This is a genomic window from Bacteroidota bacterium, assembly GCA_018266835.1.
Taxonomy (GTDB): domain Bacteria; phylum Bacteroidota; class Ignavibacteria; order Tepidaquicellales; family Tepidaquicellaceae; genus JAFDZO01.
Genome location: JAFDZP010000001.1, coordinates 387,080 through 402,096, shown reverse-complemented (window position 1 = coordinate 402,096; position 15,017 = coordinate 387,080). Strand labels below are relative to the sequence as shown.

The following is a 15,017-nucleotide window of genomic DNA, read 5'->3' as shown; positions in this document are numbered from 1 at the left end:
AATTAGAAAGAAGAATTCAGGGAGAATATTAATTGTCCTTTATAAAAATTATTCTGATGACGGAAGCCCCAGTCAGCTCTGCCTACAAATCCGAACGGCAGAATGAAATTAAGCCCTGCGCCGTATCCATCGTAAAATCTGGTGTTGAAAATATTATCGTGCTTATTCCAGACAGCGCCGACATCATAAAATAACGTTGCATATAGTCCGAACTTGTAACTAAAATCTTTTAGTACAGGTAACTTTCTTGCAATAGGAAGTTCTTTACCCGGAATATAGAAAGGTTGTATAATAGGAATTCTCAGTTCATTGGAATAAATCATCGAGTTTTCTCCTTCGAAAACATAATCATCCCAGCCTCTTATCAATCTGCTGTAGCCTAGCTGCGAATGATGATAATCGGCAATGTTACCGCCCCAGAAAACAGTGGAGTTGAATCTTGTCCCTAATGAAATTAAATATTTATCGCTGAGTTTTATCGGAATAAATTTTCTTAAATCAACTCCGATAGAATTGTAATTTATAACATCACCAAAACCATACTTCAGATAATTTCCAGAAACAGATATTCCTGCCAGAGTATATTCATAAGAATCTCTTGTATCGTAATTTATATTATAGCCGGCTGATAAATAATTATCGGTCCCGTCTGTTGAAAGAGTTTTATCTTTTATGTAATCTGAAGTTGATGTGCTGTTGAATCCTAAGCTGACTGCTGTTGAAAGTTCTTTGAACATATATTTTCCTACCGAAACTTTTGTATTCCAGTTGAAAGTCTTGTAAGTATAAACATCATTAACGTTTAGAGGAGCAGTAACATCATCCGGTATACTTTTATTATTATTCACGGAATATCCTGCGTCAAAAGATGTGAAGTAGTGATGATTTTTTCCTATCCATGGAATTGAATAACTTACATTTACAAACGGATCGTAAAACACTCCGAACGCAAGCCCTACAGTTTCATTTCTTCCTCTGAAATTTCTCCATTTAAGATTCATCCCAACCCAAATTTTCTTCAAGTCACCGTCTTTTATTCCGCCTATAGGAATCGGCAAAAAATAAAAACCTTCTTCAACTGTAATTAAAAGACTGTATCCTTTATCACTGGAAGGAATCGGAATCATATCAACTTTTGTAAACAAGCCAAGATTATAAATGCGCTGCAAATCACGGTTTAAAACATCAACAGTTGTGTACTCATTTTGCTTAGTCTGCATCTCGCGCAAAATAATATCGGCATCGGTTACTTTGTTGCCGGTTACAACTATATTTTCAATTAATATACGAAGATTACTTTCGGAAATTGTACTATCAACAACATATTTTGCAGAATCCTGCGGCTGGCATTTAGTATCACTGATATAAATCAACAGTATCGAAATTGTAAGAATGAGTGTCTTTATCAAATTTTATTATTTAGTTGGCATTGTTCTTAACTGCTTTATTTTGTTTCTCATCATCAGAATTTCCCCGCCTGTCGGATTAACTTCTGCGGCTTTATTTATAAGCTGCTCGGCTTCATTGTACTTTGCAAAATTCATAAGATAGTTTACTCTGCTAAGGTAAGCGTTGTAATATGCATTTCTTAAAAATGTGTGATAGTAATCTGAATCCTGATTATTCTGAAAAGTAAACTGAGGCATAACATAATTATCATAGTCAGGCGTTACTTTCATGTATCTTATTAATAATCCTTCCGGAATTCTCATATATGCATTTGCAAATCTTTCATTCTTCTCTGATTCAATTTCAAATGTAGTGAAAAAGTTCCTGTTCGGATTTTTATCAACTATACTCGTAAGTAATTCTTTAAAAGCTGCCTGAATCTTCGCAACGTCCTGCCTCTCAGATTCATTTGCCGGTTTAGTATATCTGTCAGGATATTTTTCAAATTTCAAAAGCTCATTATAGTATATATCGAACTCACCTTTGCTGTTTGCATAAATTTCAGGATAATGCTGCTTTATGTGCGGTACGTACCATGTCTTTCTCAAAAGCTCCTTATCTATTATAACCAAATCTTTTCTAATTCCTTCCACATACTGAAAATAAATTGAAGCTGATAACCAGAAATCCCACTGAGTAGAAACTATAATTGAATTTTGGGGAGCAGAATTGAAAATATTAAAAGTGTAATCTTTAACATAATAATTCTGACTTTCATTCACAGACTTAAAACTGTTGCTCATAGGGAGCAGAGCGACAAATATTAAAATAAATGATACACTTTTTCTTGAGGCTTCACCTAATCTTTTTACTATAAAATAAATACCGAAGCCTATCCATATTGCAGTTACAATGTATGCAAGAAGGAAGTATGAGTCAATATCGTGAATATCATAATTGATTGCATACAGAACACAAAATCCTGCAAGTAAAAGTGTGTACCAGAAAAGCTTTAAACTCTTTTTGAAAATCTCCACTAATCCTAAAATTGCTAAGAGCATAGGAGCGTAGAAGAATTCAAGGGGATATGCAGTTCTGAAATACGAAAATTGTTTTGTAGCGTTTTCAGTACCTGTAAACATCCATACGCTGAACTGCTTACCGGAAACGTGTCTGAAGAAATTATCCCAGGTATCAGGATGTCCCCATGCAAGTACAGGATTATCCGCTCTGACTGGAAGATAAATATAAACGGAGAGTCCTAAAATAAACGGAACGGCAAGTAATAATATTCTTTGTAAGGATAGTTTATTGAAACCGTTGACGGCGAAATATAAATACAAAAATCCTACTGAAAGAAAAATTGTTGATAGATGGTTTGTAAAACTTAATCCCAGAACAAAAGCAAATATCAGCCAGTATTTTTCTCTTTGAAAAATGTTTGCCTTAGTATCAAATGATGTTACATTGCAGGCTCTGAGGAAAAGATAAATATTAGAAACAATAAATAATGTGTGCAGTGAATAAACCTCAATTGCGTTTGAAGTATCCCAGAATGTTTTCGAGAAAGCAAGTATCAAAGCTGCCCCGAAAGAAACATTGTAAATTACAGTATCAGATAATGCAGTTTCCCAAGTATCGTCATTTAGCTTTAACTTTGAAAATATAAATACCATTAAATTAAAGAAAATAACTATTGTAGTTGAAGATAATACTGCGCACATAAAGTTCAGACTGTAAACAACTGAACCTGTAGGCAGAAAGCTAAATATATGCCCAAGCAATGTAAACAAAGGATATCCCGTAGGATGCGCTACTCCTAGTTTTGCGCAGACTGTGGTAAGCTCGCCTGCATCAATGAATGTTACCGTCGGAGCAAGTGTAATCACATATGCAATAAACGGAATTACAAATGCTAAGATCTGATATATTAATTTTGTTTTATTCGTGTTCATAAAATAAAAATCACTTTTTAACGTTAGGGTTTAATTTATGTTCTACATAGATGCATTTATCTTCCACATAGTCTATTCCTGCTGCAATAGCTCTTGCTTTAGCATCAGCGTTCACAACTTCAAGCTGCGTCCATATAACTTTTGGTTTATATGGCAATGATAAAACTTCGTCAATAATTTCCGGAAGGTATCTTGCATTCCGGAATACATTCACAATATCAACTTCATCTTTTATTTCGGAAAGTGAGCCGTAACATTTTATGCCGTCAACTTCCCTTCCGGCAAGTCCGGGATTCACACCGTAAACAGTGTATCCAACCTTCTGAAGATAAATTGTAATATGATTGCTTGGTCTTACAGGATTTTGCGAAAAGCCAAGCACGGCAATTTTTTTATAATTATTCAATACGTCTTCAGTAGTCATATCAGTTCATTTTATAAAAAAAGGGTTTGAACTTCTTCAAACCCTTTCAAATTTTTTAAATATAAAATTTAATTAATTAACACAGTAATTGTGATAAACTCCGTCTAAGAATTTCCACATTAATTTAGATGAAGTATCTGCTGCATGAATTGCATGAAATTGTTTTGCAGAGTTATCTGTCTTTTTTAAGATAATATCTAATTCATCTTTTGAGTGATACACATCTGCTTCTTCGTGAACTGTAAAGAATTCGATTGCCTTCTCTGAATCTACTCCGTAGAAATTTTTCAGACCTGCAATTTTTGTTTTTGAAATTTCAGGGACCTGCATTTCATAAGCATATAATGCTGAAAGTCCTTTAATGTAATCTTCTGATTTTGTTAATTCATACATTCCTTTTACAAGCTCATTTACTTCAGCAATAGGCTCTGCATTTCTTACTTCATCTGCTGATAGACCTAAACCTTCTGCAAAGTTAATCCATAATGCAGGATGGTTTTCGATTCCTGTTTTGAATCCTTCTTCATCTGCTAAATTCTCAACTAAAGTTTTTCTTATTTCGATGTCATCGCAATTTGAATGCACTGCGCTGACAAATCTTGGAAAATGCTTTACGAAATGATAGTACTGTTTTGCATATTCTCTCAATTCTTCTATAGTAAGCTTGCCTTCATTCCATTTCTGATAAAAAGGATGTTCAAGCAGACTGCTTTTTGCGATTACTGAATTGAGTTCTTTAGTGAAGTTTTCTGTGTTTAGCATTTTGAAATAGATTTAATTTCTACAATGGGTAAATTTAGAATATTTTTATTAAAAAGAATATTACAATTTATATCTTATATATTTTTTTACATCATAAATTTACTTAATTTTATGACTTAATTTAAACACAATAATGATAATTTCAGATACTTCTGCGCTTGTACTAAACTGGACCTCCCCTGACATCTGGAAATCACAAAATGCCATAGATTATTTTAACCGCCTTGACCTCAGCTCTGCCGATGCATTGCTTCAGCTCTTTGATGTAAAAGAGCATTACATGCACTTTCAGGCAGTAAGTAACAGGAAGTTTTTCGTCAGAAAATGCGCTGTTAATTTTCTTGAACAAAATAAAGACGGACAAGTAGTCATTCTTGCCGCGGGAATCGCTCCCATGTCTGTTGAACTCGCTTCCCTTTATCCCTCAAGCACTGTATATGATATTGATAAATACTTAATGAAGGATAAAGAAAAATATCTCAACGGAATATGTCCTAATATAAAATTCATTGAATGTGATATAACAAATATAGAGTTGCTTCATCAGAATTTATTCGAGAACGAATGGAACAATGCCAGGCCGACAATTTTAATTATGGAAGGAATAATTTATTATCTTAAACAGGAAGACTTTATAAATATTCTTAAATTCTTTGCCCCAAGCAATTCATCTTTTGCTTGTGATTTCGGAATTACACCCGAATTGATTGACGAAGACAACAGAATTTTCGGAACAGAAGTCTTCAGAAAAATAAAAGATTCTGTAGGACTGGACTTTGTAAACTTTTATGACCCGGATTATTTTTTAAAACTGTTAGCTGCTGCAGGGTTCAAATTACCTGTGAGATACACAATGAAAGATATACAGATTGAACGCACAGGAAGTGCAGAGCCGTTCACCTCTGATAATCCTGAATGGATAACGTGTGTATTAAAGAGTTAAAATTTTAATTCGTTTCTTAATCGAATTTTTATATCACCGTTATTGTTTTCTGCAACAACTATAAAAGATGATTTAAAAATTAAATCTGAATTTAAAAGATGCTCAAAAGTATCTGTGTGTATTTTTCCAGATATATGTCCCGGTTTAAGATAGATTATACCTGTAAAGCTATACTGACTTGTGTAAACAATTTTACCGAAATCTTTATCCTGAGTTACAAGAATTCGATTTTCATCTCTGGAAAGTTTTAATACTTCCACATCATTAATACCAAATAAATTTTCCTCTTTAATATCTTTTACATCTAACTTCTGATTTCGGAGGTAGAGTGTGAAATCAGACGGAAGATTTTCGTCAATAAGAAATTTACAATCTCTTAATTGCATCAAGCATCATGCTTTATTTCAACAAAAATTTCATTTCTTAAAAATTCTGTTGCATACTGCACAGCTTCCTTAATTGAGGCTTCTGAAAGATGGGGATAGGATTTATTAATATCTTTTATCGAAGAACCGTTTGAAATCCATTCAAGAATAAGCTCAACACTTATGCGCGTTCCTCTTATAATTGGTTTACCTCCAAGAATCAAAGGGTCTGCTGTAATGTAATTATATTTTTCCATAACTTAATTTAAAAAATTTCTATAACTATTTCACTATATAACTGCAATAACAGCAAAGGCGTTCAACTGAACGCCTTTCTTTTACTAAAAACTATAAACTGACAACTGATAACTAAACAGTTTCTTCTGCGTAAGCTTCTGTCGGAGGACAGGCACATATTAAATTCCTGTCGCCCTGCGCATCGTTCACTCTGCCTACACTTGGGAAGAATTTCTGGTCCCTCAGTGAAGCCACAGGATAAACTGCTTTCTCTCTGCTGTATGAGTGGTTCCACTTCTCCGCTGCTATACTGTATGCAGTGTGCGGAGCGTTCTTCAGTACATTATCAGTCTTATCGTAAATACCGTTTTCAATTTCTTTTATCTCCTGCCTTATGTGTTTCATTGCAGTAATAAATCTGTCGAGCTCGTTAATAGATTCGCTTTCCGTCGGCTCAACCATTAATGTTCCCGGAATCGGGAACGAAACTGTCGGAGCGTGGAAGCCGTAATCCATCAGCCTCTTTGCAATATCAACTACTTCAACACCTGCCGAATTTTTAAATTCCCTAACGTCAAATATCAGCTCATGCGCAACCATTCCCCTGTCACCTTTATATAATACTTTGTAATCATCTTCAAGTCTTGCCTTTATATAATTTGCATTCAGGATTGCAAGCTGTGTTGCTCTCGTCAGTCCTCTTTCACCCATCATTTTTATGTATGCGTAAGAAATAATGAGAATACTTGCACTTCCCCATGGGGCAGCCGATACTGCGCTAATGGAATTTTTATTTCCCATAGGAACAACACAATGTCCCGGTAAAAATTCTACCAGATGTTTTGCAACTCCGATAGGTCCGATTCCCGGACCGCCGCCGCCGTGCGGAATGCAGAATGTTTTATGTAAGTTCAGATGACAAACGTCTGCATTAATTAAGTCAGGACTTGTAAGCCCTACCTGCGCATTCATGTTCGCGCCGTCCATATAAACCTGTCCGCCGTTATCATGAATTATTTTACAAACGTCTTTTATATTTGTGTCGAACACTCCAAACGTTGAAGGATATGTTACCATCAATGCTGCAAGGTTATCCTTATGCTGTTCAGCTTTTGCCTCTAAATCTTTTAAATCAATTTTTCCTTCTGCATCGCAGGCAACGACAACAACTTTCATACCTGCCATAACTGCGCTTGCGGGATTTGTACCATGCGCAGATGAAGGAATTAAACAAATGTTTCTGTGATGCTCATTTCTGCTGTGATGATACGCTCTTATTACAAGCAATCCTGTATATTCACCCTGCGCGCCTGAGTTCGGCTGCAATGAAATTCCTGCAAAGCCTGTTATCTCACACAAATCTTTTTCCAGATCTTTTATTAATTCTAAATATCCTTCTGCCTGATTCATAGGAACGAACGGATGTATTTCTCCGAATTCAGGATAAGTTACTCCAATCATTTCAGTTGTTGCGTTCAACTTCATTGTGCATGAACCCAGCGGAATCATTGAGACCGTCAAAGATAAATCTTTATTCTCTAACTTCTTCATATAACGCAGCATCTCTGTTTCTGAGTGATATGTGTTAAAAACAGGATGAGTTAAAAATTCAGTTGTTCTTCTTAAATTCTCCGGAATTGAAGATTTTATAGGATCAGTATTAATTTTAGATTTCTTTCCTAATGCTTCAATAAAGACAGAAACTATTTCTGTTATATCATCGACTGTTGTCTGCTCATTTAAAGTAATGCCGACATTATTTTCACCGAAGTATCTGAAGTTAATATTTTTTGATTCTGCTTTCACTTTAACTTTTTCAACTTCTTCTTTTGAATCTAACTGAAGTCTTAAAGTGTCAAAGAAAGATTTGTTTAATTGCTTAACTCCCATTGAAGTTAAAGCATCGTTCAATACAACAGTATTATAATTTATCGTAGTAGCAATTTCCAATATACCTTCAGGTCCATGATAAACTGCATACATGCTCGCCATGATAGCTAAAAGCACCTGTGCTGTACAGATATTGCTTGTTGCCTTTTCACGTCTTATGTGCTGCTCACGCGTCTGTAAAGCCATTCTGTATGCCTTGTCACCGTGTGAATCAACCGTTACTCCGATAATTCTTCCCGGTATACTTCTCTTAAATTCTTCTTTAGTTGCAAAGAATGCTGCATGCGGTCCGCCGTATCCCATAGGTACTCCGAACCTCTGACTGTTGCCTACCACTGCATCTGCGCCAAATTCTCCCGGAGGTTTAAGTAGGGCAAGACTCATTAAGTCAGCAGCAACTGCGATTAAAATCCCATGCTCTTTACATTTTGCAAAAAATTCTGAGTAGTCAGGAATTTCACCCGTTGCATTAGGATATTGTACAAGAGCTCCGAAGAAGTCATTGTTAAGTTCACCCATGGTACTCTTATCACCGATGACAATTTCTATTCCGATGGATTCAGCTCTGGTTTTTATAACATCTATTGTCTGCGGAAAACAATTCTTAGATACAAAAAATTTGTTTGCATCTTTTTTTGTGTTAGGCTTTACTGCATAAAATAAGTGCATAGCTTCGGCTGCTGCAGTTGCTTCGTCTAACAATGATGCATTAGCAATTGGAAGTCCCGTTAAATCAATTATGAGTGTCTGGAAATTAAGTAGCGCTTCCAGTCTCCCCTGGGAAATCTCTGCCTGGTAAGGAGTGTACTGTGTGTACCAACCCGGATTCTCTAATATATTTCTTAATATTACAGCGGGAGTAATAGTAGGGTGGTATCCCATTCCTATATAAGATTTATAAATCTTATTCTTCGCTGCAATGCTTTTTATCTTTTTTAAAAATTCAAATTCAGAAAGCGGAGCATCTAATCTCATCGGCTCTTTTTTTCTGATGTTATCGGGAATTGTTTCGTAAATTAAATCGTCCAGTGATTTTAAGCCCAATGCCTCAAGCATAATGTTGATTTCATCATCGTTTGGTCCGATATGTCTCTGCGAAAAGTCGTTAATTTTTGTGTAATTTTTCATCTGTAAATTATATGGTATGTGTTTAGCTTTTTGTAGTGTAAAAATTATTTATCAAGAAGGAAAGAAATTCTTACTTCAGTAAATTTTCCCTCTTCACTTTTTATTTCGAAAATTCCGTCGTGTGTTTCAGTTAATTTTTTTGTAATTATTAATCCGAGTCCCAGTCCCTGCTGCTCATATCTGTTTCTGTCAAACTGCATAAATGCGCCTATCTTCTGTAAATTTTCAACCGATATTCCTCTTCCTTCATCTCTTACAACAATATTTAAATGAGTATTCTCGGGATTGTTATCCACAGTTATTGTAACTTTATTTCCCGTCTTTGAATGACGGAAGGCGTTATCAATTACTTCATCGAGAATATTTAACAGATTATCCTTTGAGATTTTAATTTTAACATCTTCACCGCAAATTAAATTCCAATCATCTGCGCGTCTGTATCTTGCGCTTTTATCTGAAAGAACTTCCTCAAGAGATTTTTTAATTTGATCAGTGGTATGTCTTTTTAATTCAGCGGCTTTATTTTTATCTGAATTTATAATTTCAAGATTAGCATATAATAAATTTTTCTTAATCAATGCATCTAATCTCAATGCTGAATCTTTTATCATACCGTACATTTCAAAACGTTCTTCTTTGCTGAATGCTTCATCCATATCAATCAACACTTCCACAGTCGTAGCAATTCCCCCTAATGCTGTTTTCATTTCATGCGGTAAGGCATATATAATATTAGAACGAAGTTCATCTAACTTAGATTCAGTTATTTTTTTAGTCTGGTCAGCTTTATTTATTCTTACCTGGATAGCATTAATCAGTTCATCGGCAGTGAACGGCTTATTCAAATAATCGTCGGCACCAAGCTCCATGCCTTCGCGTAAGTCTTTTAACTCTGATTTTGCTGTAAGAAAAATGAATGGTATTTGTGCGGTTGTTTCGTCCTTTTTGAGCTCACGGATTACTCCATGACCGTCAAGAACAGGCATCATAATATCGCTGATAATTAAATCCGGAAGAAATCCTTTAGCTTTTTCAACTCCAATCTGTCCGTTCTCGGCAGAATCAGTCTCAAAGCCTTCGGCATCCAGAATATCCTGCACAGTCTCGCGGATAAAATCTTCGTCTTCTATGATAAGGATTTTTTTCATTAAGCTCTATTACGTAAAATAATTTTTATTTAAACAAAAATTAAGTATCAAATTTTTGTATTAAAATTATTTTAAGGGCAAAAAAAAAGGCGGTGTTTAGCCGCCTTTTTTATAAAATAAGTTCTTATTTCTTATTTTACTAATATCATTTTCTTTGTGAAAGTGTTACCTGCTGTTTCAAGTGTGTAATAGTAAACACCTGAAGAAAGCGAAGATGCATCGAACTTAATGCTGTATGAACCGGCTGATTTCAATCCGTTAACAAGTGTGTTAACTTCTTTTCCTGCCTGGTCATATACTTTCAATGTTACATTTCCTGCATTCAGAATATCATATCTGATTTCTGTTGAAGGGTTGAAAGGATTCGGATAGTTCTGATACAAGTCATACTTTGTAGGTATGCCTGATAATGTCTGCTCACTTACATTTGTAATTACTGTGTAAGTTACGTTCATTTTTAATAAACCTGAACATTGCATAGCAACTAAATATCCTCTTTCAGGAACAATAATACCGGCGCCGCATCCACCCGAAGGCAATGGGTATTCAGTCCATGTCGTTCCGCCATTAGTTGTTAATGAAGAATTTTGTCCGTAGTTACCTGAAAGTGTTATTGTAGGATCTTCACGGCAATAATCTGAATTCCATCCGCTGAATGAAGTGGACTGGATTGCTGTCCAGTTGTTTCCGCCGTTTGTTGATTTATATCTGCTTGAACTGCTCCAGTTTGTTGCAAAACCTTGTTTCAAATCGAATGCTGTATTGCACATTGATGGAATTTCACTTGCTCCTGCGCCTGACGGATTTGTGTGAACTTTTACCCAGTTTACACCTCCGTTAGTTGTTTTGAAAATATCTGCAGGCTGTGATGCGCTTGTAATACCGTCGGCAATAAAAATTGTTTGTGAATCTTCCCATGCAACTAAAATATCGCAAGGGCTTCTGAACGGATATGCTCCGCTGATTTCAGTAAAGGTTGCTCCGTTATCTGTTGATTTATAGAAACCGCCGCCATCCGGTGCATAGTACCATAGGTTAGGGTTATTCTGGTCGTTTTCTAATGGCATACCATAGTTACTGAAATTTATTGACAGTATAGTTGTCCAGGTAGCGCCATAGTTTGTACTTCTTACAACTTTATCTGTAGGTGAACCTTCGATAGCGCACATTAAAATATTTGTATCAAGAGGACTTACATAAAAAGAGTGAGCATTGGAAACTGTTCCTGAAGTTGCTCCTACTGTTCCGAAGTTTGTCCAGGTTTCACCTCTGTTCATGCTTCTGTACATATTCTTTCCGTATACAACATACATTTCATCTCTGTTGTTTGGATTTAAACAAAGATTGTTTCCAATTCCGCCTGAACCTGAAAGTTTAGAAACCCATGATATGCTTCTTGTTGCGCCTGCAGTAAGCTCCCATGAAGTTCCTGCATTCGATGTTTTAATAATTGCGTCTGTTAAACTGCTGACAGCAAAACCTGTATTAAGGTCGGAGAAAGAAATTCCTACTAAGTTTGCCATCATCGGATTTTGCTCAAAATTTAAAAATTCCGCGCTGCTTGCTGTATTATTTCTGATGAAACCGCCGCCGCCAACTAAGTGAACATTTGCATTATCTAAGCCGGTTATACATTTTATATCACTTCTGGTTCTTGATTTTATTACTGAAGTATTCGGCACACCTGTATAATTTAAAAGTGTTCCCCACTCACCTCCTATAAATGCGTTTGAAGCAAAATATTTTACAGTAAGAAGTTTTCTTGCTGTACCTGTTGCAATAGCAGTCCAGTTATCGCCGCCGTTAACAGTTACATATGCAGCACCGTTATTACCCACAATAATACCATTGTTGGCATCTTTAAAACTGATTCCATAAAGATTTTCTGAACCGGAACCATTGAATTTTGGAGCCCATGTAAGACCTCCGTCAGTTGTTTTATAAACTACACCTGCATCTCCGCAAGCATAACCGACAAGTGAAGATACGAAACATACACCATTAATTGAATTAATAGAGCCTGTAAAGTACCCTGTTATAGGAGAATTTCCTGAAGTTGTTTTGTAAACTTTTCCATCATTACCACCAATCCAGATGTTGCTGCCAAAAGAGGCTGCCGATTTGAAATTTACTGTACCGTTTGTTGTTCTAGACCAAGTTGAACCGCCATTATTAGAACGTAAAATTTTACCATTGTCTCCCGCAGCTAATACATTGCTGTTATCCGGAGCTACAATTGCGTTTAATCCCTGAGAGAAAGCATTGCAGGTGAACAAGGCAAGAATAAATAAAGATGTAACAATCTTTAAATACTTTTCCATTTTTAAAGTTTTCTTAAAAGTTTTTAGTTTTGGTTTTTTGTGAATAAGCCTTTAACATACCAAAACCCTTTTTTTAAATCAATATGAAAACTTATTAGTAAAAACTAAACAAATTAGAAATTGTGAGGAGTTTATAAAAAACAAAAGGAGACTTTTATGCCTCCTTTGTTTGATTAAGATGGAAAAATCCTGAAAATTATTTTACTAAAATCATTTTTTTAGTGAAAATATTTCCGCCCGTTTCTAATGTATAATAATAAACACCCGATGCAAAAGAAGAAGCATCAAATTTTACACTGTATGAACCTGCATTTTTTATTCCATTTACTAATGTGTAAATTTCTTTGCCGGACTGGTCATAAACTTTCATAGATACATTTCCTGTATTTAAAACATCGTACCTTATTTCTGTCGTAGGATTGAACGGATTCGGAAAATTCTGATATAAATTATATTTTGTAGGAACTCCCGTCAAAGTTTGCTCTTCAACATTTGTAATAACATTGTATGTAATATTCATTTTTAAAAGTCCGCTGCATTGCATTGCAATGAGATACCCTCTTTCGGGTACAATTATCCCTGCTCCGCAGCCACCGGAAGGCATACTATATTCAGTCCATGTCAGCCCTCCGTTTGTAGTGAGTGAAGAACCTTGCCCGTAGTTTCCGGTGAGAACAACGTTCGGATCTTCACGGCAAAGATCGGAACCCCAGCCGCTGAATGATGTAGATTGTATTGAAGCCCAGTTGCTTCCACCGTTTACTGTTCTGTATCTGGTGCTTTGGCTCCAGTTTGTTGCATATACAATATTAGTATCCTGTGCTGAATTACACATAGATGGAATTTCACTTGCGCCGCTTGGATTTGTATGAACCAATGTCCAGTTAACTCCGCCATTATCAGATTTGAAAATATTTGCAACGCCGCTGCCTGTAATACCATCGGCAACCATTATTTTATTTGAATTTCCCCATTGAACTACTATATCACAGGGACTTCTGAACGGATAGTTACCGCTGATTTCTGTAAATGATGCACCATTGTTTGTAGATTTCCAGAACCCGCCATTGTCAGGAGCATAGTAATAAACGTTAGGATTGTTCTGGTCCATTTCTAAGGGCATACCATAATTACTGAAATTTATAGATAAAATTGTTGTCCAGGTTGCTCCATAGTTTGTGCTTCTTACAACCAGATCTGTAGGAGAACTTGTAATTGCGCACATCAATATATTTGTATCAAGCGGACTTACATAAAAGGAGTGAGCGGAACTTACTGTTGTTGTGCTTGAACCAACTGTACCAAAATTTGTCCATGTTTCTCCCCTATCCATACTTCTGTACATCGTTTTTCCATAAACCACATACAACTCATCTCTGTTGTTAGGGTTCATGCACAAATTATTTCCGATACCGCCTGAACCTGATAATTTAGATACCCATGTAATGCTCTTTGATGCACCTGCTGTAAACTCCCATGAAGCACCATAGTTAGATGTCTTAATTATAGCATCAGTAACATTACTGCAGGCGAAACTTGTACCTGTTAAAGCGGATGTTTCAATGCTTACTAATGAAGCCATCATAGGATTTACTTCAAAATTATTAAAGTATGTTCCTGTTGGTACTTTATTATTTCTTATAAAACCACCGCCTCCGACAATTTTCAAATCAAACGAACCTGGTCCGGTAATACACTTAATATCGCTTCGTGTTTTCATATCCCATGCAACCGGTGGCGCAGGATTTGGGAAACTTCCGTATAAAAATGTGCCCCATTCACCGCCGATGTAATACTCTAAAACGCGACCGTAAACTGTTAATAAATTTCTTGTAGTTCCGGTAGTTACAGCGGTCCAGTTTGTGCCGCCGTTTGTTGTTTTATATGCAGTGCCTGCATTTCCGACTACCATCCCTGTATTATCATCCATAAAGTAGATTGAGTTCAACTTTACGTTTGGTAAACCGGCGCTTACAGATGACCAGTTAACTCCCTGGTTAGTGCTTTTATATACCAATCCACCATCAGCACATGCATAAGCAACTGCAAATCTTACAGAAATCCCGTTTATTGAATTAGAAGTTCCAGTGTTATATCCTGAAACAGATGAATTTGCTTTTGTAGTTTTGTAGACTTTACCATCGCTGCCGCCGATAAGAACCATATCTCCTACCCAACCTGCGCATTTAAAATTTGCAGTACCGGAAGCTGTTCTCGACCAGGTCGCTCCACCGTTGCTGGTGCGTAGCATTTTACCGTTATCGCCTACGGCAAGGATATTAACTGTATCCGGTACAACAATAGCATTCAAACCCTGAGAGTAAGAATCTGAATATATAATCGTTGTAAGGATTGTTAATAAAAAGATCTTAACATACTTTTTCATTTATAAAAGTTTTAGTTTTTAAAAATTGTTATTAATAAAAAAATTAAATAAAATAAAAACCGTAATCGT

At 35.9% G+C, this 15,017-nt stretch carries 11 protein-coding genes; 1 reads left to right on the top strand and 10 read right to left on the bottom strand.

What is annotated here, in order from left to right; all coding sequences use genetic code 11:
* Nucleotides 1-2: 2 nt before the first annotated feature.
* From JST55_01695 to JST55_01680, 4 genes are all read right to left on the bottom strand, one after another.
* Nucleotides 3-1,409, bottom strand: coding sequence for a hypothetical protein (locus JST55_01695; protein MBS1492191.1), 1,407 nt, complete (start codon nt 1,407-1,409; stop codon nt 3-5).
* 6 nt (nt 1,410-1,415) lie between these two features.
* On the bottom strand, nt 1,416-3,344 hold the full coding sequence (locus JST55_01690; GenBank protein ID MBS1492190.1) for a DUF2723 domain-containing protein: 1,929 nt from the start codon (nt 3,342-3,344) through the stop codon (nt 1,416-1,418).
* A 10-nt stretch (nt 3,345-3,354) separates the two neighbouring features.
* On the bottom strand, nt 3,355-3,768 hold the full coding sequence (locus JST55_01685) for a CoA-binding protein (protein MBS1492189.1): 414 nt from the start codon (nt 3,766-3,768) through the stop codon (nt 3,355-3,357).
* Between the two features lie 72 nt (nt 3,769-3,840).
* Nucleotides 3,841-4,530 carry a CADD family putative folate metabolism protein gene (locus JST55_01680; GenBank protein MBS1492188.1) on the bottom strand — a complete coding sequence of 230 codons (690 nt, stop codon included), beginning with the start codon at nt 4,528-4,530 and terminating at the stop codon, nt 3,841-3,843.
* Nucleotides 4,531-4,663: 133 nt separating this feature from the next.
* On the opposite strand from JST55_01680, the gene JST55_01675 reads away from it, so the two are divergent.
* Nucleotides 4,664-5,473, top strand: a complete 810-nt coding sequence (locus JST55_01675) for a class I SAM-dependent methyltransferase (protein ID MBS1492187.1) — start codon at nt 4,664-4,666, stop codon at nt 5,471-5,473.
* Here JST55_01675 and JST55_01670 read toward each other — a convergent pair.
* The 6 genes from JST55_01670 to JST55_01645 all read right to left on the bottom strand — a co-directional run bounded on the left by JST55_01670 (nt 5,470) and on the right by JST55_01645 (nt 14,948).
* A complete protein-coding gene (locus JST55_01670; protein ID MBS1492186.1) occupies nt 5,470-5,859 on the bottom strand; it encodes a DUF5615 family PIN-like protein in 390 nt (129 codons plus the stop codon). The two genes, JST55_01675 and JST55_01670, sit on opposite strands and share 4 nt — an antisense overlap.
* Complete coding sequence (locus JST55_01665) at nt 5,859-6,095, bottom strand: DUF433 domain-containing protein (GenBank protein ID MBS1492185.1); 237 nt, start codon at nt 6,093-6,095, stop codon at nt 5,859-5,861. Before JST55_01665 ends, JST55_01670 begins: the two co-directional genes overlap by 1 nt.
* A gap of 112 nt (nt 6,096-6,207) precedes the next feature.
* Nucleotides 6,208-9,093 carry an aminomethyl-transferring glycine dehydrogenase gene (gcvP, locus tag JST55_01660; protein ID MBS1492184.1) on the bottom strand — a complete coding sequence of 962 codons (2,886 nt, stop codon included), beginning with the start codon at nt 9,091-9,093 and terminating at the stop codon, nt 6,208-6,210.
* 44 nt (nt 9,094-9,137) lie between these two features.
* On the bottom strand, nt 9,138-10,241 hold the full coding sequence (locus tag JST55_01655) for a response regulator (protein MBS1492183.1): 1,104 nt from the start codon (nt 10,239-10,241) through the stop codon (nt 9,138-9,140).
* Nucleotides 10,242-10,372: 131 nt separating this feature from the next.
* Nucleotides 10,373-12,562, bottom strand: a complete 2,190-nt coding sequence (locus tag JST55_01650) for a T9SS type A sorting domain-containing protein (GenBank protein ID MBS1492182.1) — start codon at nt 12,560-12,562, stop codon at nt 10,373-10,375.
* Between the two features lie 196 nt (nt 12,563-12,758).
* A complete protein-coding gene (locus JST55_01645; protein ID MBS1492181.1) occupies nt 12,759-14,948 on the bottom strand; it encodes a T9SS type A sorting domain-containing protein in 2,190 nt (729 codons plus the stop codon).
* Nucleotides 14,949-15,017: the final 69 nt, after the last annotated feature.

Excerpts from the sequence above, each read along its gene's own strand:
- JST55_01690 (MBS1492190.1), bottom strand. The coding sequence starts at position 3,344 with ATGAACACGAATAAAACAAAATTAATATATCAGATCTTAGCATTTGTA.
- JST55_01685 (MBS1492189.1), bottom strand. The coding sequence starts at position 3,768 with ATGACTACTGAAGACGTATTGAATAATTATAAAAAAATTGCCGTGCTT.
- JST55_01680 (MBS1492188.1), bottom strand. The coding sequence starts at position 4,530 with ATGCTAAACACAGAAAACTTCACTAAAGAACTCAATTCAGTAATCGCA.
- JST55_01675 (MBS1492187.1), top strand. The coding sequence starts at position 4,664 with ATGATAATTTCAGATACTTCTGCGCTTGTACTAAACTGGACCTCCCCT.
- JST55_01670 (MBS1492186.1), bottom strand. The coding sequence starts at position 5,859 with ATGCAATTAAGAGATTGTAAATTTCTTATTGACGAAAATCTTCCGTCT.
- JST55_01665 (MBS1492185.1), bottom strand. The coding sequence starts at position 6,095 with ATGGAAAAATATAATTACATTACAGCAGACCCTTTGATTCTTGGAGGT.
- gcvP (MBS1492184.1), bottom strand. The coding sequence starts at position 9,093 with ATGAAAAATTACACAAAAATTAACGACTTTTCGCAGAGACATATCGGA.
- JST55_01655 (MBS1492183.1), bottom strand. The coding sequence starts at position 10,241 with ATGAAAAAAATCCTTATCATAGAAGACGAAGATTTTATCCGCGAGACT.
- JST55_01650 (MBS1492182.1), bottom strand. The coding sequence starts at position 12,562 with ATGGAAAAGTATTTAAAGATTGTTACATCTTTATTTATTCTTGCCTTG.
- JST55_01645 (MBS1492181.1), bottom strand. The coding sequence starts at position 14,948 with ATGAAAAAGTATGTTAAGATCTTTTTATTAACAATCCTTACAACGATT.